Source organism: Kitasatospora sp. NPDC059408 (assembly GCF_042751525.1).
GTDB lineage: Bacteria > Actinomycetota > Actinomycetes > Streptomycetales > Streptomycetaceae > Kitasatospora.
This window is the reverse complement of the sequence record NZ_JBHYWI010000118.1, coordinates 1-24099: the sequence shown is the minus strand read 5'-3', so window position 1 is coordinate 24099 and position 24099 is coordinate 1. Positions and strand designations below refer to the sequence as shown.

Below are 24099 nucleotides of genomic sequence, written 5' to 3'. Positions count from 1 at the left end.
GCGCGCTGGCCCACCCCCCCCCCGGGGCCCCCCTGTTTCCCGGCGGGGGCGGCGTGGGCGTCTTTTTCCCCCCCCGGGGGGGGCGCGGGGCGGGGCGCGGGCGCCCCCCCGACGAGGGCGGGGGCGGGCACCCGCCGGGAGGCGGGTGGGGGGTGGATGGTGGGGAACGGTGGTAGCCCTGCTCAACGGAGCGAACCCACTGCGGGCGAACCCCGGCGTTCCCGGCCGTCACACCGCCGTGACGGGGGGCGGCGCAGGCTGGGCGCAGGTTCTTCGAGGAGGTGCGGACGATGAGCACTCGACGGATCCTGCGAACCGGGGTGACCACGGCGATGGCCGCGGTCATGGCCCTCGGCGGCGCCGCGCTGGGGGCGTCCTCGGTGCACGCCCAGGACTTCGGCCCGGACACCTGCCGCCAGGGCTTCGTCTGGCGCGACGCCAGGCCCGGGGACCACGTCTGCGTGACCCCGGACATCCGCTCCCAGGCGGCGTTCGACAACAGCCAGGTGCCCTTCCGGACCCTGCCGGACGGCTTCTGCGTCCAGGGCTTCGTCTGGCGCGAGGCCTGGGTCGGCGACACCGTCTGCGTGCCGCCGGAGACCCGTTCGCAGACGCGGTTCGACAACGGCCAGGCCGACGACCGGCGGCTGGCGGTGCGGATCTGGGCCGACGACACCAACGGCCAACTGGAGTTCGGCGGTGACCACTTCAACGTCAACGGCGGGGTGCGGGTGCAGATCGTCCTGAACTCCACCGGCACCGTGCAGTGGTCGCAGACCGTGACGGCGGTCCGGAACGCCGGGTTCGCGGGCGGCAGCTTCGGCCTGTTCACCGGCCATCCGTTCAACTGCGGGACGAAGAACGCCACCGCGCGGGCGATCGACCTGACCTCGGGGCGGGTCACGGCCTCGATCCCGGTCGGGTACTGCGTCAACTTCGACTGAGGTCGACAGCCCACGGCGTGCGGCGCAGCATGGATGAGGAGGTCCATCCGTACACGAAGAGATGGTGGTTCGATGGCCTGCGGCGATCGGGGCCCGCCGGTTCGGGGCGCGGGCGTGCGGCTCGGCCTGCTGGGCGGCTTCGCGCTGTCGGCCGGTGGGGCGCCGGTGGCCGTCTCCGCGGGGGCGGAGCGATTAATCGCCTTCGTTGCCCTGTGCTGCAACGGGAACGTGCCGCGAGGGCTGGTCGCCGGGACGCTGTGGCCGGACGCCACGGAGCGCTGCGCGCTCGCGAGCCTGCGCTCGGCGCTGTCCCGCCTGCCGGCGGCGGGCCGGTCGGCGCTGGAGATCGGCCCGACCGAGCTGAGGCTGGCCGACGGCGTCGGCGTGGACCTGCGCGACGCCCGGGCGCTGGCCCGCCGGATCCTCGCCCCCGGCGCGGCGCCGGGCCGGGACGCCCTCGGGCTGGCGGCCGTCGAGGACCTCTCGGCCGACCTGCTGCCGGGCTGGTACGAGGACTGGACGCTGCTGGAGGCGGACGGCTGGCGGCGCCTGCGGGTGCACGCCCTGGAGGCCCTGGCCTGCGCCTTCGTCGGGACCGGCCGCTTCCCGGAGGCGGTGGCCGCGGCCGGCGCCGCCGTCCGGGCGGACCCGCTGCGCGAGAGCAGCCAGGCGTGCCTGATCCGTGCCCACCTCGCCGAGGGCAACCCCGGCGACGCCCTCCAGGACGTCGCCCGCTACGAACGCCGCCTGCGCACCGAACTCGGCCTCCCCGCCCCGTCCCGCCTGTGGCGCCTGGTCGCCGAGTCGGGGTAGCCGGGGCGAGGGAACGACGAATGCCGCCGTCCGGGGCTTCCGGGCGGCGGCATTCGGCTTCGTGCGCTGCCGGTCAGGCCGTCTGCTTGGGCTTGCGGGCCACCGCCACGGCGAGGGCCGTGCAGAGGAGGGCGGCCACGGTGGCGAAGCCGCTCACGGCGGGGAGGAGGCCGTAGGCCTGGACGAGGGCGCCGACGATGACGATCGGGAGCGAGCTGCCGAGGTAGACGATGATCCACAGGGAGGACAGCTCGGAGCCGCGGCGTTCCGGGTCCATCGCGGCGACGGCGCTGGTGAACAGCGAGCGGAACGCCACGCCCTGGCAGGCGCCGCCGAGGACGCTGCCGATGAAGAGCAGCGCGGGGGTGCCGCTGTACCCGGCCGCGACGACCAGGCCGAGGCCGGTGGCCAGGCCGGTCATGCCGAGGGCGATGACCAGGCGGTCGGAGGTCGGCGGGACGAGTAGCTGGGCGGCCGCGGAGGAGCCCAGCAGCAGGGCCGCGACGACGGCGCCGACCAGGTGGGAGGGGGTGTGCAGCAGCTTGGCCGCGAAGGACGGCGCCAGGCTGAGGTAGACGCCGAACACCGCGTACGAGATGAAGCCGGCGGTCGCGGCGAACAGGAACTCGCGGCGGCCGGCGATCGGCAGGGCGGGCTTGCGCGGGCGCAGGTGGGCCGGGGTGGTGATGCGCGGCGGCGAGGCCGGCGGGCGGTTGCGGCCGGGCATCCGGGGGTGCACGACGGCCAGGGGTATGCAGAGGGCACCGAGCGCGATGGCGTGCAGGAGGAACGGCGTCAGCAGCGGGTCCGAGCCGTCGGCCAGCAGGGCGCCGACCACCGGGCCGAGCGCGACACCGCCCGCCGAGCAGGCCAGGGTGAGCTTGGCGGCGAGCGTCGGGTGGTCCGGCAGCAGATCGCCGAGGGCGGCCCCGGCGGCGCCGGTGGACAGGCCGACGGCGATGCCCTGGACGGCCCGGCCGAGGGCGAGCTGCCAGAAGCTCCCGGCGGTGGCGAAGACCACGTCGCCCGCGGCGGCGAGCGCGACGGCCGGCAGGATCAGGGCGCGGCGGCCGAGCAGGTCGGACCAGTGGCCGACCACGGCGAGGACCGGGACCAGCGCGAAGATGTAGACCGTGAAGAGGATCGTGGTGTCGAGCGTCGTCAGGCCGAGGCGCTGCTGGATCATCGGGTAGATCGGCGTCGCCAGGTTGGCACCGATGAGCATGAACAGCAGGCCGGCCGAGACGAGGCCGACGCGGACTCCGCGCAGCGCGTTCCAGCGGCTGATCGCGGAGAGCTGGAGCTGGGCGCGCGGCGCGAGCTCCAGGGGAAGCAGGGCCTCCGACAGTCGGCGTCCGTCGAGCTGCGCGGTGCGCAGGCCGGGGCCGGCGGGGGAGAGGTCCGCCATCTCAGGGGTCTCCTGTGGCTTGGCCCCACCGGGGCGGCTGGGTGTGCCGGCGCGCCCGTCCTGAGGCGCTGTGGTGGTGGCCGCGGTGCGGGCTCCCTGATGGAGCGGATGGGTGTGGCAGGTCCCGTCCCGCCCGTTGACGGGCGAGGAGGATGAGGGCTTCGTTGCCCGGTGGCCCGCGCGGGGTTGTGCGCGGCGCCAATAGCGAAGGATAAGGGGTGGGCGCACGGTCGCGGCGCGCGCCCCTCGGGGCCGGGCATCGGGGGTGCCCGGCCTATACGCTGAGGTAGTGGATCGGTACGCGGAGCTGATGCGCGGCCGCTGGCTGAGGGAGAACGCGAGGCGATGGCCGGACGACGTCGGAAGAACGCAGGGGCCTCGGCGGGAGAGGGCACGGCCGAGGCGGTTCTGCCCGCCGACCTGGAGCTCCAGGACCTCTATGGGGCGTTCGCCGCTCACGGACTGGACGACGAGGACCTGGACGACGCAGCCGTCCTGGTCCCGCCGGTGAAGCTGCCCGCCGAGCGGGAGCTGGCCGAACAGGCGAAGGCCGTCCCCATGTTCGGGTACGCGCTGGCGCTGGCCCGCTGGGCCGCCCCGCACCGCGGCGTGGACGAGTTCGGGGACCTGGTCGTCGAGGACCGCGCCCCGGCGGCGCGGCTGCTCGGCCTGGCCCCGGCCGCGGGCGAGGTGCCGGAGGAGGCCGAGATCGAGGCCATGCGGGCCTGGTCGCTGGCCTGCGACCTGGACCTGGTGGAGATCGGGACGACCGCCGACGGCGAGCACGTCGCCGTGCCGGGACCGGACCTGGAGCCGGCGGAGGAGGGCGACCCGGACACCGTCCTGGAACTGTGGCTGACGGCCGCCGGGATCGTCCGCGAGCTGGCCGTGGAGGCCGACTCGATGCCCGAGGAGGACGGGGAGCACGCCGAGGCGGGCGAGGACGGCGACGAGGAGGACGAGGACGCGCTCTCCGAGGTCGAGGAGGCCCGCGACGCCGCGGCCGAGCTGCTCGACGAGGCGCTCCAGGTGCTGTACGAGACCACCGCCTTCGCCGAGCCGGGCAACGAGACCGTGCCGCTGGGCGTGCTCGCCGCGCTGCTGGTGGTGCCGGAGGGCGAGGAGCCGAGCGAGGAGCTGCTCGGCGACATCACCGACGTGATGGTCGCGCTGGACCCGATGCTGGGCGACCTCGCCGAGCTGGGCCTGCTGGACTACCGCCCGATCGACCCCGAGCTGTTCGACGAGGAGGAGGCCACCGGCGAGGAGGGTGCCCCCGTCGTCGGCGAGGCCCCGCTGGACGAGGAGGAGTCGGCGCGGTTCGGCCTGGTCCGGTTGACCCCGCTCGGCCAGTACGGCATCCGGCAGTGGCTGCTGGAGGACGGCTACGACGCGCCGCTGGTCGGCGACCTCGCCCAGGGCGACGCGGCCGAGCTGCTGCGCGGCGTGTGCGAGTCCCCCAACGTCCTGCCGGAGGAGGAGCTGCGGGTCTGGCTCGACGGCCGGGAGCCGGTGGCGGCGGCGCGCGAGCTGCTGGCGGCGGCGCGCGGCGGGGACGCGTACGGGCCGATGCGCCGGATGCTCGGCGTCTCGGCGCTGAACGTGCTCGGGGCGCCCGCCGAGCCGGCCGTCCGGGAGGTGCTGGACGACCCGGAGCTGGGTGGTGCCGCGCGGGCCTGGCTGACCGCGCTCGGCGCGTCGGACGTGCCGGCGCCGGACCGGACGATGGCGCTGTGGACGGTGGTCGACACCTTCGCCGCCCAGCTGCTCGACAGCGGCGGCGACGCCGAACCGCTGCGCGAACTGATCGCCGACCTGCCCGTCACCGGCGATCCGGGGAGCTACTTCGGCGAGCTGTGGCGGGTCGACCACGCGTACACGGCGGACGTCCTGGAGGCGATCGGCGAGCTCCACACCGACCGCGCGGTGGCCAAGGAGGCGCGCAAGGCGGCCTTCAAGGCGCGTTCGAAGAGCTAGCGCCTCAGGGCAGGTCGAGTCAGCGCAGGTCGAGTCAGGGCAGGTCGAGTCAGGGCAGGTCGAGCGAGCCGTCCTCCGTGAAGGGGAAGAACGGGTTGTGCGCCAGCTCCCACAGGTGGCCGTCCGGGTCCTCGAAGTAGCCGGAGTAGCCGCCCCAGCCGGTCGTGGCCGGCGGCTTCACCACGGTGGCGCCGGCGGCGATGGCCGTCTCCAGGGCGGCGTCCACCAGCGCGGGGGACTCCAGGTTCACCGCGAGGGTGACGCCGCGGAAGGACGGCTCGCCGCCGCCGGGCACGCCCGCGTCGGCGGCCAGCTCGTCGCCCGGGAACAGCCCGAGCACCGAGTCGGCGGTGCGGAACCAGACGATTTCCGGGCTGGAGGCGGAGGAGCGACGCCAGCCGAGGGCCTCGTAGAAGGCGGCGCTGCGGCCGAGGTCCGTGACGCCGAGGGTGACGATGCTGATCCGGGCGGGGAACGTGCTCTGTGCTGTCATGCGGCCAGGTTAGGGAGGGCGGCTGACAACCGCGCGTCCTGACACGGCCGCCGTCCGACGGTCCCTGCGGGGCGCGGGAGCTGATGACCCGGCAGGTCCCCGGCACGTAAGGTGGCGGGGGCGGTGCGGGCGCGAGGACTCGGGGGTGCGGCACAGGTGATGCGGGAGAGCGGCGGCAGGCCCCAGGAGCGGCGCGGGACACCGGACGCCGGATGGCACGCCCCGGACGCGCGCGAGCGGGCGGACCGGCTCGCCCGGGTGGAGGAATTCACCCGCCGGACCCTGGCCGCCGCGGACTTCCCCGTGTACGGCGTCGCGGCCGGGCTCGACCGGGCGGGCGACGCGCTCGGCGCGTTCGAGACCAACGGCGGCCGGCTGGACTGGGTCGAGGTGCAGTCGGGCGACTGGAGCTCGACGGCGGGGCCGTACGTCACCGTCCGCACCTACCGGCCGGGCGCCGAGCGCTGCCTCGTCCTGCCCGAGCTGGAGGACGTCGTCGAGGACGAGCGGGACCGGGTCTACGACCACCTCGGGATCGACGAGGGCGACGGGCCCGGGCGGGTCCGGGCGCTGCGCGAGTGGATCACGGTGGACGGCGAGCCGTGCGCGGTCGAGGTGCACGAGGACCGGCCGGTGCTCTGGCCGGGGACGCCGGAGGACGGCGGGCCCGGGCCGGTGTGGGCCGGGCGGCTGCGGATCGACGGGCTCACCGTCACGGTGTGCGGGCGCGGAGTGGCGCCCGGCGGGCTGGAACTCGGCCGGATCGGCGACGTCGAGCGGTACCTGCGCGGGCGCGGCGAGCTGCTGCGCGAGCTGTCGTCCCGGCACTCCGAGCGGGTGCCGGTCGAGGAGCGCGAACTGCCGCCGGTGCACGGGCTGGAGGCGCACCGGGCGCTGATCGGCCAGACCATCGCCGAGTCCGCGGCGATCGAGGCGCAGGTGCGGGCCGGGCGGCCGCCGCGGCTGCCGCGCGGGCTGCGCGGGGAGGCGTGCGCGGTGCGCTGGGAGGCGGCGGTGCGCCAGCAGATGCGGCTCGCCTCGGAGACCCGGGAGGAGGCGCTGGCGGCCGTGACGTCGATGGTCAACCACCTGGAGCGGCTGGCCGGGCAGACGCACTGGGTGATCGGGACGCCGGAGGGCGCGGCGGCCGTCGAGGAGGTCGTCCGGTACACGGTGTTCGCGAGCGAGGTGGCGAGCCTGCCGGCGCAGCGGGCGTGGGCGCAGCTGTGGCGGGACCGCTCGGGCGGCGGGCCCGAGGGCTGGGAGGCGCAGGAGCTGGCCGAGCAGTTGTGGCTGTCGGCCTGGGAGCAGTGGCGGACGCGCGCCACCTAGCGTCCGGTGGCCCTATTCGTCGGCGGGCAGCCGCAGTTGCAGCATCGCCAGCAGGCGCTGCTGCGGCTGGGCGAGGTCGATGCCGGTCAACTGCTCGGCGCGGCGCACCCGGTAGCGCAGGGTGTTGGGGTGGATGTGCAGGGCGTCGGCGGCCACCCGGACCTCGCCGAGCGCGTCCAGCCAGGCCAGCACGGACTCGGCGAGCCGGGTGCCGTGCCGCCGGTCGTAGGCGGTCAGCGCGGTCAGCCTCGGGTCGCGCAGGCCGCCGCGCTCCTGGAGCAGCGCGAGCATCTCGCTCACCAGCACCTCGGCCTGGACGTCGATCAGCGCGGCCACGTCGAGGTCCACCCCGCCGCGGCCCATCGCGTCGAGGATCCGGTCCGCCTGGGCCCGGGAGTCCGGCACCTGCGCGAGGCCGTCCACGGTCGATCCGATCGCGGCCCGCAGCGGCACGCCGAGGTGCTCCCTGGCCGCCTCGACCACCTCGGAGGCCCAGTCCCGGACGGTCGTCATCGGCAGGCCCGGCGGGAGTTCGGGCAGCAGCACGTACACCCGGGACTCGATCGGGGCGAGCAGCGCGCCGCGGTGCCGGGCGGCGGTGTGCACCGAGATCAGGCCGGTGATGTCGGCGCGGTGCAGCGCCTCGGTGGTGCGGGCGCCGTACGCGAGGACGGTGGCCGGGCGGCGCAGGTCCAGGCCCAGGTGGGTGGCGAGCGACTGCGGGCCGGTGGAGCCCTCCAGCAGGCCGGTGAGCAGCGTCTGCGTGAGCCGCACGTCGGCGGACAGCTCCCGGCGGCGGCGCACCAGTTGGGCGGCGGCGACCCGGGCGGCACCGACCAGGGCCTGCTCGGCCAGCGGGGCCAGCGGCTGCGCGCCCTCCTGCACCCAGATGGTGCCGAGTGGCTGCGCCCCGGCCCGGATGCCGACCGCGAGGCGGCGGCGCAGGCCGAGTTCGGGGTGCGGCTCGACCGCGATCGGGGCGTCCGAGGTGCGCAGGTGCTGGAAGATGCCCCACTCGCGGAGCTTGGAGAGGTACGGCTCGGGGCCCTGCCAGCCGAGGATGGAGAGCCGGCGGAGGTCGTCGACCTCGTCGGAGTCGGAGGAGCGGGAGTAGGCGAGCACCCGGCTGGACGTGTCCTCGATCGAGACGATGCCGCTGGTGAGCACGGCGACGGTCTGGGCGAGGGAGAAGAGGTCGCCCGCGTTGTGCTCGGGGGCGCCGGCGGTGTCGGGGGCGTCCGGACCGGCGATGATCGCGCGGGCCAGCGAGTCCAGGTGCTCCCAGCGGGTCTCGCGGCGCACCGAGAGCAGGGCGACGCCGGCGTCGGTGGCGGCCTCGCGCAGGGCGTCCGCCTGGCCGGGGGCGTCGAGCTTGACGGCGACGGCCGCCGCGCCGGCCCGGCCGGCGGCGCGCAGGGCGGGGAGGGCGGCGCGGCCGCGGGCGCCGATCGCGAGGACGAGTTCGCCGGAGGCTGCGGTCGGCGGGTCCTCGGGGTCGAGGATCGCGACGTCGCGGACGGGCACGTCCAGGCCCAGCGGGGCGGCCTGGAGCTCGACCAGGGGCTCGCCGAGGGACATCAGGAGCTGGCGGAGCGGGAGGCCGGGGGTTGCCACTTCAGGCCTCCTTCATCCACTCGGACAAGGCCGTGTGGTTGATTTTAGCCGGGCGGACAGAGTTGAGGTTCGTCAATCCTGAATAGTTGACTCTGACTATCTGAGAATGGATAGTCAGTACTGACCAAGAGATGAGGAAGATCTCATGGCGAAGCGACGCAAGGTGTCGAACCCGCTGGCCCTCGCGGTCCTGGCCGAGCTCACGGCCGAGCCGATGCACCCGTACGAGATGGGGCGCCGGCTCAAGGAGCACGGCAAGGACCGCAACATCAAGTACAACCGCAGCTCGCTGTACATGGTCGTGGAGCAGCTGCGGAAGGCGGGGTTCGTCGCCGAACAGGAGACCGTCCGCGACACCCAGCGGCCGGAACGCACCGTCTACGCCCTCACGCCCGAGGGGAAGGCGGAGCTCGACAGCTGGATGCGCGAGTGGATCGCCGAACCGCAGGAGGAGTACCCGTCCTTCGGGGTGGCCCTGTGCCTGCTCGTGGTGGTGCCGCCCTCCGAGGCGGCCGAACTGCTCGGCCGGCGACTGGCGACCCTGGACGCCCGGATCGACGCCGAGCGCGCCCAACTGCGCAAGGCGGCGGAGATGGGCGTCCACCCGATGTTCGTGGTCGAGGACGACTACGCGCTCGCGCTGCTGGAAGCCGAGCGGCGCTTCACCGAGAACCTCATCGCACAGCTCGGGGAGCCGGACTTCAACCGGACCCTGCAGGAATTCATGAGGAGCCTGGAATGAGCACCAACGGTACGACCCGCAAGGCCCTGATCATCGGCGGCGGCATCGCCGGGCCCGTGATGGCGCTGGCCCTGCACAGGGCCGGCATCGAGCCGCTCGTGTACGAGGCCTACGAGAGCTCCGCCGAGGGCATCGGCGGGACGTTCATGATCGCCCCCAACGGGCTCGGCGCCCTCGCGGCCGTCGGGCTGGAGGCGGAGGTCGGCCGGCTCGGCCAGCCGGTCGGCCCGATGGTCATCGAGGACGGCAGGGGCGGCACGCTCGCCGAGTTCGCCGGCCTGCCCGACCTGCCGCGCGGGCGGCTGATGCGCCGCGCCGAACTGTACGAGGTGCTGCAGCGGCGGCTCGGCGAGGCCGGCATCGACGTCCGGTACGGCAAACGGCTCGTCGGCGTCGAGGAGGGCGCCCACGGCATCACCGCCCGCTTCGCCGACGGCACCACCGCCACCGGCGACCTGCTGATCGGCGCCGACGGCACCCGCTCCACCGTCCGCACCCTGGTCGACCCGGCCGCGCCCGGCGCCCGGTACACCGGGCTGCTCGGCGTCGGCGGCTACAGCCCGTACCGCCTGCCCGGCCGGGCAGGACGCGGCGAGACCGTGCACTTCGCCAACGGCGCCCGCGCCTTCTTCGGCTACTGGGGACTGCCCGAGGGCGCCGGGACGGCGTGGTTCAGCAACGTCCCGCAGCCCGAGCAGCTGACCTACGAACAGGTCCGCGCCGTGAGCAACGACGAGTGGCTGCGCCGGCTGCGTGACCTGCACTCCGGCGACGTGCCCGCCCGGGACGTCCTTGCGGTGGCCGACGCCGACACCATGGAGGTCTTCCCGCGGCTGGAGATCATGCCGTCCGTCCCGCACTGGCACCGCGGCCGGATGGTCCTGGTCGGCGACTCGGTGCACGCGCCGTCCAACAGCTCCGGCCAGGGCGTCTCGCTCGCCGTCGAGAGCGCCGTCGAACTCGCCCGCTGCCTGCGGGACCTGCCCGACCACACCGCCGCGTTCGCCGCCTACGAGGCGATGCGCCGGCCGCGGGTCGAGAAGATCGCCGCCGACGCGGCCCGCACCAACAGCCAGAAGTCCTCCGGGCCGGTCTCGCGGGTGATGTTCCGGCTGCTCGCGCCGATCGCCATGCGGACGTTCATGAGCCCGGAGAAGATGCTCCGCCCGGTGCACGGCTACCGGATCGACTGGGAGCGGCGGGTGGGCGCGGCAGGCGCGAACGGGGTCACAGCCGGGGCGTGAGGGGCCGTCGGGGCCACGCGGGCGGCGCCCGGCGCCGCCCGTGACCGCGCCGTGACGTTGTTCGTCGGTCCGGACAACGCCGTACGGGGGAATTTAGCCGCCCGGCCAATCAAGTGCCCCCGGGTGCAGGAATAGCGTTCGTGCTGCGGTCGGCGTGTGACCCACGTCGGCATCCCCCGCAACAACGAAGGAGAGCGTGCGCCTTATGGACGCTGTGACCCAGGTCCCCGCGCCGGTGAACGAGCCGGTCCACAGCTACGCCCCCGGCAGCCCCGAACGGGCCCGCCTGGAGGCCAAGCTGAAGGAGCTGGGCGGCCAGGAGCCGGTCCAGCTGACCATGACGATCAACGGTGAGCGCCGCATGGGCGGCGGCGCCGAGATCCACGTCGTCCAGCCGCACAACCACGCGGCTCGGCTCGGCACCCTGCGCAACGCCACCCAGGCCGACGCGCAGGACGCCATCGACGCTGCCCTGGCCGCCGCCCCGGCCTGGCAGGCGCTCTCCTTCGACTCCCGCGCCGCGATCTTCCTCCGCGCCGCCGACCTGCTGGCCGGCCCCTGGCGCGAGACCCTGGCCGCCGCCACCATGCTCGGCCAGTCCAAGACCGCGCAGCAGGCCGAGATCGACACCCCCTGCGAGCTGGTCGACTTCCTGCGCTTCAACGTGCACTTCGCCCGCCAGATCATGGCCGAGCAGCCGGTCTCCTCGGACGGCGTGTGGAACCGCAGCGACCACCGCCCGCTGGAGGGCTTCGTCTACGCGATCACCCCGTTCAACTTCACCGCGATCGCCGGCAACCTGCCGACCGCGCCCGCGCTGATGGGCAACGTGGTGCTCTGGAAGCCGTCCCCGACGCAGCAGTTCTCCGCGCACCTGCTCATGCAGCTGCTGGAGGCGGCCGGCCTGCCCAAGGGCGTCATCAACATGGTGACCGGCGACGGCCTCGACGTCTCCGCCGTCGCGCTCAAGCACCCGGCGCTCGCCGGCATCCACTTCACCGGCTCCACCGCCACCTTCCAGCACCTGTGGCGCGAGGTCGGCAACAACATCTCGCAGTACCGCACCTACCCGCGGATCGTCGGCGAGACCGGCGGCAAGGACTTCCTCGTCGCCCACCCGTCCGCCGACCCGGCCGTGCTGAAGACCGCGATGACCCGCGGCGCCTTCGAGTTCCAGGGCCAGAAGTGCTCGGCGCTCTCCCGCGCCTACGTCCCCGCCTCGCTGTGGGCCGGCCTGAAGGACGAGTTCGCCGCCGAGGTCGACGGCCTGACCATGGGCGACGTCAGCGACCTGGGCAACTTCATGTCCGCCGTCATCGACGAGCGCGCCTTCGCCAAGAACAAGGCCGCCATCGACCGCGCCCAGGCCGACCCGCGGGTCGAGGTCCTCGCCGGCGGCACCTACGACGACTCGGTCGGCTACTTCGTCCGCCCGACCGTGCTCGTGTGCCAGGACCCGGCCTCGGAGTACTTCCGCGACGAGTACTTCGGCCCCGTCCTCGCCGTCCACGTCTACGAGGACGAGAAGTACGACGAGATGCTGGCGCAGATGGAGTCCGTCTCGGCCTACGGCCTGACCGGCTCGATCATCTCCCAGGACCGCGCGGCCGTCGAGCACGCGATGGAGAAGCTGCGCTTCGCGGCCGGCAACTTCTACATCAACGACAAGCCGACCGGCGCCGTCGTCGGCCAGCAGCCCTTCGGCGGCGGCCGGGCCTCCGGCACCAACGACAAGGCGGGCGCCAAGCAGAACCTCGCGCGGTGGACCTCGACCCGCTCGGTCAAGGAGACCTTCGTCCCGCCGACGGACTACCGCTACCCGCACATGGGCTGACCGGCCCCCTCGACCCTCCGGCTCCACGTGGACATCGCGTAGCCATCGGTCACCCGCGACGCCCGGTCCCGCAACCGGGCGCCGCCCCGCCGGGGCGGCGGGGCCACCCCCGTACCCGCCGCCCCGGCCACTTTCTGCCACCCTTAGAAGCACCAGTTCCAGGAGTCACGATGCTCCGTTCCGCCCTCCTCGCGGCCTCCCGGTCGCCGCAGGTCCGGACCGTGGTCGAGAAGTTCCCGCCGACCCACGCGATAGTCGAGCGCTTCGTCGCCGGCGAGGTCCTCGACGACGCCGTCACCGCCTGCGACGACCTCGTCGCCACCGGCCGCAAGGTCACCCTGGACCACCTCGGCGAGGACACCCAGGACGCCGCCCAGGCCGCCGGCACCGCCGAGGCGTACGAGCACCTGCTCAAGGCGCTCAAGGAGACCGGCCTCGCGGCCGGCGCCGAGGTGTCCGTCAAGCTGTCGGCCGTCGGCCAGTTCCTGCCGGTGGACGGCGAGAAGATCGCGCTGGAGAACGCCCGCCGCATCTGCGAGGCCGCCGCCGACGCGGGCACCACGGTGACCCTCGACATGGAGGACCACACCACCACCGACTCCACCCTCGCCATCGCGCGCGAGCTGCGGGCCGACTACCCGTGGCTGGGCGTCGTGCTCCAGGCCTACCTGCGCCGCACCGAGGCCGACTGCCGCGAGTTCTCCGGCGCCGGCTCCCGCGTGCGCCTGTGCAAGGGCGCCTACAAGGAGCCCGAGTCGGTCGCCTTCCAGGGCAAGCACGAGGTCGACCTCGCGTACGTCCGGGCCCTCAAGGTCCTGATGGCGGGCGACGGTTACCCGATGATCGCCTCGCACGACCCGAACATGATCAAGATCGCCGGGCAGCTGGCCCAGTGGAACGGCCGCAACCGCGACTCGTTCGAGTACCAGATGCTCTACGGCATCCGCCCGGAGGAGCAGCTGCGCCTCGCCGGCGAGGGCAACACCATGCGGGTGTACCTCCCGTACGGCCAGGAGTGGTACGGCTACTTCATGCGCCGCCTCGCCGAGCGCCCGGCCAACCTGACCTTCTTCCTCCGCGCCATGGCCACCCGCAGCTGACGCTGCGGCCCGGTGCCGAACGGCTCGCACCCCCTTTGTGGGAGGGGGTGCGAGCCGTTTCGCGTCTTCTGGGGCCCTAGAGGAAGTCCTTGGTGTCCAGATCGAATTCGAAGGGTGCCGGAAGGGTGAGCGGTTCCCCGAAGGCGGCCAGATGGACCTCGGTGTACTCGTCCCGGTGGGGCTTGCCGAAGAGGCTGACCTGCGACTTTTCACGGTCGATGAGCAGGTAGAGCGGGATGGCGGCCCGGGCGTAGCAGTGTCGCTTGGCGATCCGGTCGATGTCGGGCTTGCTGGACGTGACTTCGGCGACCATGACGACGCCGTCCGGTTCCATCCACGGCGGGGCGCCACGGAAGAGGCGGAGCGATCGTGGCGCGAACGTCGCGTCGGGAATGACGTGGTTCTTCGGGCAGAGCCCGCCGCTCGCCAAGCGAAGGCCCTTGCCGCCGGACATCTGCATGTGGACCTTCGACCGTGCTTTCACCTGGTCGTTCAGCAGGTCGACGTAGTCCTCGTGATCGCCGTCCGGCGGTGGTGCCACGGTGATCTCTCCCTCGATGAGCTCGGCCCGGAAGCCTTCGGGGGAGTGCAGGCTCAGGAAACTCTCCAGCAGGATGTCGGCCTGCGACGGGGAGTCCGCGATCGGTTGCTCATGCGCCACAGCACTCATGATGCCCCTCCTTCAGATGGGCGTCACGCTATTCGCGGTTTGACCGGGTTATGCCGTATGCGGCGGATTTTCACCCGATGGTGTGAGTTTGGGTCCCGGCCTAGGATCGGGGGTGGTGAACTGGGGCCGTAGTGGGAGGAGTTGGGGATGCTGAAGGAGTTCGAAGGGCTGTCGACGCCGTTGGTGGCGGATGCCTGTGTGCGGCTCGGGGTGGGGGTGCGGGCGGCGCCGGTGGGGGTTGCGGGGGTCGGGGCGGGGGCCCGGGTCGCCGGGCGGGTGCTGCCGGTGCGGCACTACGGGAGCGTGGACGTGTTCCTGGAGGCGTACGGGGCCGCGCGGGACGGGGACGTCCTCGTGATCGACAACGGCGGGCGGACGGACGAGGCCTGCATCGGGGACCTCGCCGTGCTGGAGGCGATGGCGGCCGGGGTCGCCGGGATCGTCGTGTGGGGGCTGCACCGGGACACGCCCGAGCTGGTGGAGATCGGGCTGCCGGTGTTCAGCTACGGCGCCCTGCCGCTCGGGCCCCTGCGGCTGGCCGAGCGGGAGCCGGAGGCGCTGGTCACGGCGCGGTTCGGGCCGCACCTGGTGGACGCCGGGGACGTGGTCCTCGCCGACGCGGACGGCGTGCTGTTCGTCCCGGGCGACCGGATCGACGAGGTGCTCGCGACGGCCGCGGACATCGCCCGCACCGAGCGCGCCCAGGCCGGGCGGATCCGCTCCGGCGACACGCTCCGCCGGCAGACCGCCTTCGACGAGTACCTGGAGCGGCGCGCCGCCGACCCGGCGTACAGCTTCCGGCAGCACCTGCGCCGGGTGGGCGGGGCCATCGAGGAGTAGCCGCCCTCAGAGCGGGCGGTGCATCACGTGGAGGCCGACGTATCCCTCGGTGGGGTGGCGGAAGGCCTCGGGGACGGTGCCGACGACGCTGAAGCCCAGCGATTCGTAGAGCTTCACCGCGTGGTGGTTGTTCGCCACCACCGCGTTGAACTGCATGGCGCGGTAGCCCTGTCGGCGGGCCCAGTCGAGGGTGTGCTCGACCAGGGCCCGCCCGATGCCCCGCCCGTGGTGGGCCGGGTCCACCATGTAGCTGGCGCTGGCCACGTGCGAGCCGTTGCCCGGGCGGTTGCGGCACATGTTCGCGGTGCCGACGACCGTGCCCGCGTCGTCCACCGCGACGACCGTGCGGTTCGGCGCGGGCAGCAGCCACCACTCGCGCCCGAGCTCGGAGGAGAGGTCCGGCGGGTACGGGAACGTCTCGCCCGCGGCGACGATCGCGTGGAAGAACGGCCAGATGGCCGGCCAGTCCTCGGCGGTGGCTTCTCTGATCTGCATGCGGACAGGATGGCCCCGGGCCGGCGGACCGGCCACCGGTTTTCCGGTGGGCGAGCGGGGCTCAGAGGAGCGCGGCGGACGGCTCGATCATCGCGCGGGCGGTCTTGGCGTCCACGTACTCGCCGAGCGCCGTCATCTCCCACTCGCCGGTGCTCTGGCGGACCAGCTTGCACATCACCACACCGGTGCGCGGCTCCGAGTGGGTCAGGTCGAAGCGGACCAGCTCCTGTCCGCTGCCGGCGTCCAGCAGTCGGCAGTAGGCGTTCTGCACCTCGGTGAAGCGCTGCCCGGAGAAGGAGTTGACGACGAAGACCAGGCCGGTGACCTCGGCGGGCAGACCCTCCAGGTGGACGGTGATCGACTCGTCGTCCCCGGTGCCCTCGCCGGTGAGGTTGTCGCCGGAGTGAGCGATCGCGCCGTTGAAGACGGTGAGCTTCATGAACCAGGCCGTCTCCAGCTTGCGGCGCCTGGCGTCGAAGGCGATGCAGGAGGCATCGAGGTCGATGCTGCGGCCGCGGCCGGCGGGCTCCCAACCGAGGGCCATCCGGACCGAGGAGAGGAACGGGCGGCCGTTCTTGACCAGGGACACCGAGCTGCCCTTGACCAGGTTGACCCGGCCCTTGTCGAGGGTGACCTTCGGGCGGGTGGCCGCGGTCGGTGCCGGCGGTGCGGCGGGCGGCGGGGTGGTCGGCATCGGCGGCGCGGCGGTGCGGGCGATGCGCGGGTCGACGGGCGGTGCGGCCGGTGCGGGCGGCATCGGGGGCGCGACGGAGACCGGAGGGGCCGCGGGGGCCGCCGGGGTGTCGTCGACGGTGACGCCGAAGTCGGTGGCGATGCCCGCGAGTCCGTTGGCGTACCCCTGGCCGACCGCCCGCACCTTCCACGCGCCGTTGCGCAGGTAGACCTCCACCACGATGAGCGCGGTCTCCCGGCCGAGCGGCGGCGGGGTGAAGGAGACCAGCACCTGGCCGGTGTCGGCGTCGCGGACGGTCGCGGTCGGCTCCATCCCGGCGAACGTGCTCTCCTGGTCGGCCGGACTGGCCGTCACGACCACCTTGGTGATCCCGGCCGGGACGGCCCGGGTGTCCACCGTGATCGCGTCCGGCGCGCCCGTGCCGGCCGGGCGGTGGCTGACGCCGGGGCCGTGCGGCGCGTTGAAGAACACGAAGTCGGCGTCCGAACGCACCTTCCCGGCGTCGGTCAGCAGCAGGCCGGAGACGTCCAGCGCCTTGGGTGCGGTGACCTCGACGGTCACGCGCGCGGCGGACAGCGGTGCGTTTCCGCCGGGGGTCAGGACGGTGGACACGGACTCCTCCTCGGGTACGGGTCGGCGGCCGCACGGGGCCCGGTCGGGCCGCCGGGCCGGGTGCTGCCCACAGTAACGAACGTGGCCGCGGAGATGAGCCCGGGTCGCCGGAGGGACCGGCGGGGCCCGGCCGGGCGTCAGTGGTGGACGGGCGGGGTCTTCGGCCGGGCTTCCGGCGAGGCTTCCGGCGAGGTCTTCGGCCGGGCTTCCGGCGGGGTCTTCGACGGGTCTTCCGGCGGGGCGGGCTGCCGGCCCGCTTGCGGTGCCGCCTCGGTGAAGGTGCCCAGGGCGGAGACGGCCCGGGGGTCGGTGATGCCGAAGGCGGCGGCGTTCCAGCCCTCCGCCGCGGCGCCCTTGCGCGGGGCCGTCGCGGTCGGGCGGGTGCCGCGGACGCCGAACGTGTAGTGCCCGGGGCCGACGTCGGTACCGGCCGGCGTGGTGAACCGGTAGACCAGGGCGCCCCGTTCCTGCTGGGCGGTGACCACGGCACCGGGCAGGTCCGTCCACGCGGTGCCGCTGCCCGGGGCCAACTCGCCCGGGGCGAGCCGGAACTCGGTCTGGAGGGCGGTGACGGGCTCGGTGACGCTGAGGCCGAGCACGTGCCGCGTGCCGTCGCGGCCGAGCGGGGAGACCTGGGCGACGCCGCTCAGGGGCTGCTCGGCCCCGGGAGTCACGTCGGTGGTGGCGGCGGTGTCGGTGATGCCGGGGACGCCGGTGGCGGCAGGGGTGTTCGGGGTGATGTCGGATCCCGGGACGGCCGGGACCACCGAAGGGACGGTCGGGAGCCGCGGCGTGAACGACGGGGTGCCGGACGGGAGGCTCGCGCTCGGGGACGGCGACGGCTGCCCGGACGGCTGTGCCGGCGACGGGGTGGGCGTCATCTGCGGAGACGTCTGCGGAGACGTGGACGCCGGTCCGGACGGCGCCGCCGGCCCGTGCCCCGCGGTGGCCCCGCGGCCCTGGGCGGACGGATCGTCGGTGGACGCGAGCCCGGTGTGTCCGCCCTCGGACGCGGCGGCCGTCGGCTCGGGCGTGCCCGGTCGGTGCGTGGAGGGAGCGGGTGTCGACGAGCCGGGGTGCGGTCGCGCGGGCCGGGAGGCGGACGGCCGTCCGCTGGGCTCGGGCGCTGCCGGGGGGTGCTCGGCGGCGGCCTCGGCCTGCTCGGTGCCGCTCCCGCTCGGGGTCGGCGGCGGCGTGGTGCCGACCCGGGCGACGCCGGCCCGCCGGCCGACGCCCTGCTGCTCGTGCAGGAGCAGGGTGGTGGCGATGCTGATGCCGACGACCGTGGACATCGCCATCGCGGCGCCGGAGAACCGCAGGGTGGGCAGCCGGAACCGGCCGCCGAACGGGCGCGGCCGACCGTGCCGGCCGTGTGGCGCGGCCTCGTGCCGCACGTCCGGTACCGCGTCCTCGCGCACAGCCACCGGACCCCTCCCTCCCCGAAGTCGCCGTCGCAGTCGCCGCATTCTCCCACGGTCCGTGGCGCGGGGTCCGTTCCGGGAGGGGGTGAGCGTACCAGCGGGCGGCCACGTCGTGGACGGATTCCATCCACTTCGTGGACATCCGTTCATCGCAAGGAAGTTGACGGATCGTCCGACAAAATTGAGTAAGGACCGTCCGTCCGGGACGGGGGTGATTGCAACCTCCTTGCAACCCTTGCCCGCCCGGCCCGCGGTGGCGCAGTCTGAGAGCATCCCACGCCGTCCCGGAGAGACCGTCATGCCGCCCGACCCGCTGTCCGCAGCCTCCAGTGCACCCCTCGCCGCCACCCCCACGGGCGACGATGGGGAAGGCTCCACCGCCGCTCCGGCGGCGGTGGAGGAGGTGCTGACGCTGCGGATCGCTCTGGGCGAGGAGGTCGTCGGCGAGGTCCGCACCCGGTTCCGCTTCGAAGTCGCCCGTCCGTACGAGGTGCTGCTGACCTTCCACCTGGGCCGGCCGGACGAGGCCGACTGGGTCTTCTCGCGCGAACTCCTGCGCGACGGCCTGCGCATGCTGAGCGGCCAGGGCGACGTCAAACTGTGGCCGGCGTACTGCCCGTGCCACGGCTCGACGTTGCACCTGGCGCTCGAATCCCCGCACGGCAGCGCCCTGCTGGAGGTTTCCAAGCCCCGCGTGCAGGCCTGGCTCGACCGGACCTACGCGCTGGTCTCCGAGGAGGCCGAGCGCGCCTGCGGCCCGACCGACGCCCAGCTGGCCGCGCTGCTCGGGGGCGGCTGAGGGGCGCTCACGCGGGCGCGCGGGTCGGACATACGGGGTTCGGGGACCGCCGCGCCCGGCAGGCGTACCGTTCCGGCGGCCAGTGCCGTCCGCAGCCGGCGCACGGCCGGGGCCGACGACGACGGCAGCAGGTCGTACGGATCGTCCGGGCCCAGCACCGTGACCAGCACCGACTCCGCGAACCGGTACGGCCGGTGGGCCAGCAGGCCGCCCAGGTAGCGGCGCAGCCGGGACAGTTCGGCGCGGACGGTGACCGTCCTGGCCGGATCCCCGAACAGCGCGTCGGCGAGCTGCGCGGCGGTGCTGCCGTCGCGTCCGGTGGCCAGCAGGAGCAGCAGTTCGGCGTGGCGCGGGCTGAGCGCGTGCGACCAGCCGCCGGCCGCGCCCTGTACCGAGAGCTCCGGCCGGTCCGCGCGCCGCAGGTCCAGGCGCAGCCGCGCCCCCTCCAGCTGTTCGGCGGCGAGGGTGCCGTCCCCGTCCGACGGCCGGACCGGCCGCACCAGCCAGCCGTCGGCCAGCGGTTCGAGGACGCACTCGCCGAGCCCGGGCACCCACTGGACGGCCGCGGCGCCCCAGCTCTCCGCGGGCAGGCGCAGCCGGCCGAGCGGCGGGAGCCCGGCCGAGGCGGCGGTCCACCCGGCGGCGTCCACCACGAGCGCCGGGCCGGCCACCCGGGCGAGCAGTGGGGCGGCCATCGTGCGCAGCTGGTGGAGCGACTCCAGCCGGTGGGCGCGCAGTTCGGTCTCGGCGAGGCGCGCTGCCGTGGTGGTGAGCTGGAGCAGGTACGGGCGCACGCTGTGGGCGGGGCCGCTGAGGTTGACCGCGCCGATGAGCTGTCCGGTGCCGGGGTCGTGGACGGGCGCGGCGACGCACGTCCAGGAGTGGTGGCTGCGCAGGTAGTGCTCGGCGGAGTGGACGTGCATCGGGCGCTGGGTGCGCAGCGCCGCCGCGATCCCGTTGGTGCCGACGCTCTCCTCGATCCAGCGGGCGCCGATCAGGAAGCCGATCCGGTCGGCGCTGCGGCGCAGGCCCCGCTCGCCCTCCTGCCACAGGACGTGGCCCTCGGCGTCGGCGATCGCGAGGATCAGCGGCGCCTGGTCCACGGGCTGGATGAGGGTTTCGCGGAGCACGGGCATGACGGCTTCCAGGCCGCTCGCCCGCCGGCGCAGTTCGACCTCGGCCGGGCCGAGGTGGATGGCGGCGGCGCCGGAGTCGGGGTCGAGACCGAGGCGGCGCAGGCGCTCCCAGGAGTCGCCGATCTCGGGGCGGGGTTCCGGCAGGCCCTGGCCGTTGCCGGTGGTGCCGGTGCCGGCGGGCTGCTGGGTGTTCTCGCGGGCGGCTTCCCGGGCGGCGGCGTCGGCGAGGGTGCGGTCGTGGACCTTGGCCAGTTCGGCCGCGGTCGGCGGGGTTCGACGTTCCGGTCGTCGGGTCTGCCGTCCGGTCTGACGCACTCGGGTTGCTCCTCGCCGCCGATCGAGGGCGCGTCGGGGTCGATGCGCTGACGAAAGCGTAAGGGGGAGGCGGGGGTCTGGGGACGGGGTCGGGGAAGTCGGTGTGCGGGGTGGTGGGGGTTTCTTCCGCGGCCGCTGCCGGCTGCGCTCGCCGCGACCGTCAGCGCTCCACGCGTCCGTCGTTGTGCTGGGCGGCCTCCACCGTGTGGTGCAGGTCGGCGGTCGCCTCCATGGTGGCCGCCGTGCTCAGTGCCAGGCAGGCGGCCAGGGCCAGGGCCACCGGGCGCAGGCGGGTGCCCGTCGGGGTCGGGCGGGGTTGCAGGAGGGCGGCCACCCGCCGCGGGACGGGGCCGGTGTGGGCCGCGGCCGCCAGTTTGGGGCGGGCGGGCGACGGGGCCCGGTTGGCGGCCAGGGCGGCGCGGCCCACCGCGCGGGCGGTCACGGTGCGGTCGCCCACCCGGGCCGCCGCCACCTCGTCGGCCCAGCGCTCCAGGTGGTAGCCGAGGGGCGCGCGCAGTTGCCGGAGCGCCGGGTGGATGTCGGCGGCGTGTTCGGCCAGGGCGAGGAAGAGGTGGTGGCGGCCGGTGAGGTGGGCCCGCTCGTGGGCGAGCAAGGCCGCCCGCTCGGGGCCGCTGAGGGCCCGCAGCATGCCGGCGGTGACGACGATCCGGCCGGGTTCGCCGCGGTGCAGCCGGCCCGGGAGGGCGAAGGCGTCGGCGCGTTCGTCGTCGAGGACGGTGAGCCGGTGGTCGGGCGGGGTGAGCAGGTCCCGCGGGGTCCGGCGCGCGTCCTCGGCGGGCAGGGCGGCCCGGGCGGTGCGCAGGTCGTGGTGGTGGCGGCGGGCGGTCCGGACGGCGAGGGCGGTCAGCGCGGCCAGGGCGAGTGCGGCGACGGCCGCCGCGAGGGGTGCGCCGGGCGCGGCGGCGGTGAGCCAGGGCAGGGACAGGTGGCCGAGGGCGGCGACCGGCGGCAGCTGGAGCAGTCCGGCGGCGGCGAGCAGGCCGAGCGAGCACAGGGTGCCGCCGGCCAGGACGGCGGCCGAGCCGGCGAGCGTCCAGGCGGCGGCCCGGGGGGACAGCGCGTCGGCGAGGCGGCGGGCCAGCGGGGCGGCGAGGAAGGGCAGCAGGAGGGGCGCCCAGACGGCGATCATCACGCGGTGCCGTCGCCCAGGAGTGCGCGGAGGAGCTGCTCGTCCTCGGCGGAGAGGTCGGACACGAAGCGCGCGAGCACGGTGGAGCGGTCGGCCTCGCGGCCGAGCTCGGTGTGCATGCGGCGGGCGGCGAGGCCCGCGGTGTCCTGGACGGTCGGGGTGTAGGCGTAGGCGCGGCCGGCCCGGGTCCGTTCGACGGTGCCCTTGTCGTGCAGGCGGGCGAGGATCGTCGCGATCGTGGTGCGGGCGAGGTCCCCGCCGAGCGCCGCCTGGACGTCCTGCGGCGTCATCGGGTGCCGTGCGGACCAGAGGGCGGTCAGCACCTCGGCCTCCAGCTCCCCGGCGGGCCGGCGGGCGGACGGTACGTCGGACATGGCGGCGCTTCCTCCAGTTATCGTCTACAGTCATGTAGACCGTCTACGTCACTGTAGACGGTCCGGGCGTTCCACCGCCCTCCAACGTACGGGAGGTCCGCCAGCCTTGCTCCAGTTCCCCCTCGATCCGGCCGTCCACCTCGCGGTGAACCCGCTGGACGCCTCCTCGCTGCTCGCCGCCTTCGGCGCGCTCGGCATCGCCGTGGTGCTCTTCGCCGAGACCGGCCTGCTGGTGGGCTTCTTCCTGCCCGGCGACTCGCTGCTGTTCACCGCCGGGCTGCTCTGCGTGCCCGGCGCCACCAAGGGCCCGCAGCTGGAGCTGTGGCAGGTCCTCCCGGCGGCCCTGGTCGGCGCGCTGGCGGGCGCCCAGGTCGGCTACGTCATCGGCAGGCGGGGCGGGCGGGCGCTGCTGCGCCGCAGCAAGCGCAAGAGCCTGCAGGAGGGCGTCGAGCGGGCCGAGGAATTGCTGGCCAAGTACGGCCACGGCAAGGCGATCGTCCTGGCGCGGTTCATCCCCGTCGTCCGAACGGTGCTCAATCCGATGTGCGGCGTGCTCGAAGTGCCGGTCCGCTCGTTCACCTTCTGGCAGGTCGCGGGCGGTGTGCTGTGGACGGTGGGCGTGGTGCTGGCCGGCTACGGGCTGGGATCGTCGATCCCCAGCATCGACCGATATCTGCTACCGATCATCGGTCTGGTAGTAGTTGTCTCCGTGCTCCCCATTGTTCTCGAAGTGTTCCGCGCCCGTAAGGCGCGCCGTCACGGAGGTGACGCGTGATGTCCTCCCGGGCTCTCGCCGTGTTCGACGGCAGTGGCATCTCCGGCGGCCTCTACACCCAGGTCAACGGCTGGTCCAAGGCCGCGCCGGTGTGGCTGGACGACGTGATCAAGGTCTGGTCGGCCATCGGCCTCGGCCTGTTCGCGCTCTTCATGCTCCACGCGTGGTGGCGGGCGCGCGGCGCCGACTCGGCCCTGATGGCCCGGGTGCTGGCGACGCCGGTGATCGTGGTCGTCGCGTACGTCGCGAACTCCGTGCTGAAGGGCATGGTCGAGGAGGTCCGGCCGTGTGCGCAGATCCGGGGGAGCGTCCCCCTGGAGACCTGCCCCGGTACCGGTGACTGGTCCTTCCCCAGCAACCACACCGTGATCGCCTTCGCCGCCGCCACCGCGCTGTTCTTCGTCGACCGCCGCCTCGGCGCGATCGCCGGGATCTTCGCCGTCCTGATGGGCGCCTCCCGGGTCTGGGTCGGCGTGCACTATCCGCACGACGTCGCGGTCGGCATGCTGGTCGGCATCGTCGTCGCGGCGCTCCTGGCGCCGATCGCCGGGCGCTGCGGACCCCTGGTGGACCGGATGCGGGGCGGGGCCCTGCGCCCGCTGCTCGGTCCGGGCGCGCTGCCGCGGTACTGATTCCGTCCCCCGCCTTGTTCGGGCGGGGCGGCGGGTAGAGCATGTGAGCCGGGCGTGGAGCCCCGTCGCGACGGGGAACCCGCCCGGCTCTGTCGTGCCAGCGGAGGGAGCGTCCGTGCCGTACCGACTCGACATCACCCAGGGGGACTGGCCCGGGGACCTCCTGCACAAGGGCGTCGAAGGCCTGCTCGCCGAGGCCATGGTGCTCACCCTCGCGACGGCGGGGCACGAGCACGGGCCGCACGCCAACCTCGCGTTCTTCGCCCACGACGACGACCTCGTCCTGTACTTCGTCAGCGAGCGCTCCACCCGGCACAGCCGCCACCTCGCCGAGGAGGCCCGCGCCGCCGCCACCGTCTTCCTGCCGCCGCCCGTCTTCGGCGAACAGCTGCGCGGCCTCCAGCTCACGGGCAGCGCCGGCGAGGCCTGGGGCCACCAGGCGGAGGCCGCCCTGGCCGCCTACCGGGCCCGCTACCCGTCCTTCGCCCAGGACGACGAGCTCCGCCGCCAGTACCTCGTCGGCGCCGGCGCGGCGGCCCTGTACCGCTTCGAGGTGGACGAGCTCACGGCGGTGGACGAGCCCAACTTCGGGCGCCGCAACTACCTGCGGGCCCGCGTGGTGCGGAGCTGAGAAACGGCGGCGGCGGCCCGGGTAGAGGTCCGCGGCGCCCGCGCGGGGGGGGTG

The 24099-nt window shown here is 74.4% G+C and carries 23 protein-coding genes; 13 read left to right on the top strand and 10 right to left on the bottom strand.

Going from position 1 to position 24099, the window contains the following annotated elements; all coding sequences use genetic code 11:
- Positions 1-290: 290 nt before the first annotated feature.
- Positions 291-944, top strand: coding sequence for a hypothetical protein (locus tag ACFXDE_RS40700; protein WP_380499292.1), 654 nt, complete (start codon positions 291-293; stop codon positions 942-944).
- Positions 945-1016: 72 nt separating this feature from the next.
- Positions 1017-1757 (top strand): BTAD domain-containing putative transcriptional regulator, encoded by a 741-nt coding sequence (locus ACFXDE_RS40695; protein WP_380499291.1) that lies wholly within the window; start codon positions 1017-1019, stop codon positions 1755-1757.
- A gap of 73 nt (positions 1758-1830) precedes the next feature.
- On the opposite strand, the gene ACFXDE_RS40690 is transcribed toward ACFXDE_RS40695, so the two are convergent.
- Positions 1831-3165 carry an MFS transporter gene (locus tag ACFXDE_RS40690; RefSeq protein WP_380499290.1) on the bottom strand — a complete coding sequence of 445 codons (1335 nt, stop codon included), beginning with the start codon at positions 3163-3165 and terminating at the stop codon, positions 1831-1833.
- 345 nt (positions 3166-3510) lie between these two features.
- Between ACFXDE_RS40690 and ACFXDE_RS40685 the strand changes: the two genes are divergently transcribed.
- Positions 3511-5142 carry a hypothetical protein gene (locus ACFXDE_RS40685; protein ID WP_380499289.1) on the top strand — a complete coding sequence of 544 codons (1632 nt, stop codon included), beginning with the start codon at positions 3511-3513 and terminating at the stop codon, positions 5140-5142.
- Between the two features lie 49 nt (positions 5143-5191).
- On the opposite strand, the gene ACFXDE_RS40680 is transcribed toward ACFXDE_RS40685, so the two are convergent.
- The gene (locus ACFXDE_RS40680) at positions 5192-5635 is read right to left on the bottom strand and encodes a VOC family protein (RefSeq protein WP_380447211.1); all 444 of its coding nucleotides are present in this window, start codon (positions 5633-5635) and stop codon (positions 5192-5194) included.
- 156 nt (positions 5636-5791) lie between these two features.
- Here ACFXDE_RS40680 and ACFXDE_RS40675 point away from each other — a divergent pair, with 156 nt between their 5' ends.
- Positions 5792-6967 carry a hypothetical protein gene (locus ACFXDE_RS40675; RefSeq protein ID WP_380499288.1) on the top strand — a complete coding sequence of 392 codons (1176 nt, stop codon included), beginning with the start codon at positions 5792-5794 and terminating at the stop codon, positions 6965-6967.
- A 12-nt stretch (positions 6968-6979) separates the two neighbouring features.
- On the opposite strand, the gene ACFXDE_RS40670 is transcribed toward ACFXDE_RS40675, so the two are convergent.
- Positions 6980-8581, bottom strand: coding sequence for a PucR family transcriptional regulator (locus ACFXDE_RS40670; RefSeq protein WP_380499287.1), 1602 nt, complete (start codon positions 8579-8581; stop codon positions 6980-6982).
- A gap of 145 nt (positions 8582-8726) precedes the next feature.
- On the opposite strand from ACFXDE_RS40670, the gene ACFXDE_RS40665 reads away from it, so the two are divergent.
- The 4 genes from ACFXDE_RS40665 (at position 8727) to ACFXDE_RS40650 (ending at position 13501) form a co-directional block, all read left to right on the top strand.
- On the top strand, positions 8727-9323 hold the full coding sequence (locus tag ACFXDE_RS40665) for a PadR family transcriptional regulator (protein ID WP_380499286.1): 597 nt from the start codon (positions 8727-8729) through the stop codon (positions 9321-9323).
- Positions 9320-10567, top strand: coding sequence for an FAD-dependent oxidoreductase (locus ACFXDE_RS40660; RefSeq protein WP_380499285.1), 1248 nt, complete (start codon positions 9320-9322; stop codon positions 10565-10567). Before ACFXDE_RS40665 ends, ACFXDE_RS40660 begins: the two co-directional genes overlap by 4 nt.
- A 205-nt stretch (positions 10568-10772) precedes the next feature.
- Positions 10773-12401, top strand: coding sequence for an L-glutamate gamma-semialdehyde dehydrogenase (gene pruA / locus ACFXDE_RS40655; protein WP_380447201.1), 1629 nt, complete (start codon positions 10773-10775; stop codon positions 12399-12401).
- A 170-nt stretch (positions 12402-12571) separates the two neighbouring features.
- Entirely contained in the window at positions 12572-13501 is a 930-nt protein-coding gene (locus tag ACFXDE_RS40650) for a proline dehydrogenase family protein (protein ID WP_380499284.1), read from the top strand.
- A gap of 76 nt (positions 13502-13577) precedes the next feature.
- Here the strand turns inward: ACFXDE_RS40650 and ACFXDE_RS40645 are convergent, their stop codons facing one another.
- On the bottom strand, positions 13578-14171 hold the full coding sequence (locus tag ACFXDE_RS40645; RefSeq protein ID WP_380499283.1) for a Uma2 family endonuclease: 594 nt from the start codon (positions 14169-14171) through the stop codon (positions 13578-13580).
- A 147-nt stretch (positions 14172-14318) separates the two neighbouring features.
- Between ACFXDE_RS40645 and ACFXDE_RS40640 the strand changes: the two genes are divergently transcribed.
- A complete protein-coding gene (locus ACFXDE_RS40640) occupies positions 14319-15011 on the top strand; it encodes an RraA family protein (RefSeq protein ID WP_380499282.1) in 693 nt (230 codons plus the stop codon).
- Positions 15012-15017: 6 nt separating this feature from the next.
- On the opposite strand, the gene ACFXDE_RS40635 is transcribed toward ACFXDE_RS40640, so the two are convergent.
- From ACFXDE_RS40635 to ACFXDE_RS40625, 3 genes are all read right to left on the bottom strand, one after another.
- Positions 15018-15506, bottom strand: a complete 489-nt coding sequence (locus tag ACFXDE_RS40635; protein ID WP_380447195.1) for a GNAT family N-acetyltransferase — start codon at positions 15504-15506, stop codon at positions 15018-15020.
- Positions 15507-15567: 61 nt separating this feature from the next.
- Positions 15568-16812: a TerD family protein gene (locus ACFXDE_RS40630; protein ID WP_380499281.1), complete on the bottom strand. Its 1245-nt coding sequence runs from the start codon at positions 16810-16812 to the stop codon at positions 15568-15570.
- Between the two features lie 137 nt (positions 16813-16949).
- Positions 16950-18236 (bottom strand): hypothetical protein, encoded by a 1287-nt coding sequence (locus ACFXDE_RS40625; protein WP_380499280.1) that lies wholly within the window; start codon positions 18234-18236, stop codon positions 16950-16952.
- Positions 18237-18531: 295 nt separating this feature from the next.
- On the opposite strand from ACFXDE_RS40625, the gene ACFXDE_RS40620 reads away from it, so the two are divergent.
- A complete protein-coding gene (locus ACFXDE_RS40620) occupies positions 18532-19032 on the top strand; it encodes an SsgA family sporulation/cell division regulator (protein WP_380499278.1) in 501 nt (166 codons plus the stop codon).
- On the opposite strand, the gene ACFXDE_RS40615 is transcribed toward ACFXDE_RS40620, so the two are convergent.
- The 3 genes from ACFXDE_RS40615 to ACFXDE_RS40605 all read right to left on the bottom strand — a co-directional run bounded on the left by ACFXDE_RS40615 (position 18951) and on the right by ACFXDE_RS40605 (position 22007).
- On the bottom strand, positions 18951-20483 hold the full coding sequence (locus ACFXDE_RS40615) for a GAF domain-containing protein (RefSeq protein ID WP_380499277.1): 1533 nt from the start codon (positions 20481-20483) through the stop codon (positions 18951-18953). The genes ACFXDE_RS40620 and ACFXDE_RS40615 overlap by 82 nt on opposite strands.
- A gap of 160 nt (positions 20484-20643) precedes the next feature.
- Positions 20644-21633 carry a M56 family metallopeptidase gene (locus ACFXDE_RS40610; RefSeq protein WP_380499276.1) on the bottom strand — a complete coding sequence of 330 codons (990 nt, stop codon included), beginning with the start codon at positions 21631-21633 and terminating at the stop codon, positions 20644-20646.
- Positions 21633-22007: a BlaI/MecI/CopY family transcriptional regulator gene (locus ACFXDE_RS40605; RefSeq protein WP_380447184.1), complete on the bottom strand. Its 375-nt coding sequence runs from the start codon at positions 22005-22007 to the stop codon at positions 21633-21635. Before ACFXDE_RS40605 ends, ACFXDE_RS40610 begins: the two co-directional genes overlap by 1 nt.
- Positions 22008-22113: 106 nt before the next feature.
- On the opposite strand from ACFXDE_RS40605, the gene ACFXDE_RS40600 reads away from it, so the two are divergent.
- The 3 genes from ACFXDE_RS40600 to ACFXDE_RS40590 all read left to right on the top strand — a co-directional run bounded on the left by ACFXDE_RS40600 (position 22114) and on the right by ACFXDE_RS40590 (position 24045).
- A complete protein-coding gene (locus tag ACFXDE_RS40600; protein ID WP_380447182.1) occupies positions 22114-22782 on the top strand; it encodes a DedA family protein in 669 nt (222 codons plus the stop codon).
- Positions 22782-23414 carry a phosphatase PAP2 family protein gene (locus ACFXDE_RS40595; RefSeq protein ID WP_380499275.1) on the top strand — a complete coding sequence of 211 codons (633 nt, stop codon included), beginning with the start codon at positions 22782-22784 and terminating at the stop codon, positions 23412-23414. Before ACFXDE_RS40600 ends, ACFXDE_RS40595 begins: the two co-directional genes overlap by 1 nt.
- Before the next feature lie 115 nt (positions 23415-23529).
- A complete protein-coding gene (locus ACFXDE_RS40590; RefSeq protein ID WP_380499274.1) occupies positions 23530-24045 on the top strand; it encodes a pyridoxamine 5'-phosphate oxidase family protein in 516 nt (171 codons plus the stop codon).
- Positions 24046-24099 lie beyond the last annotated feature (54 nt).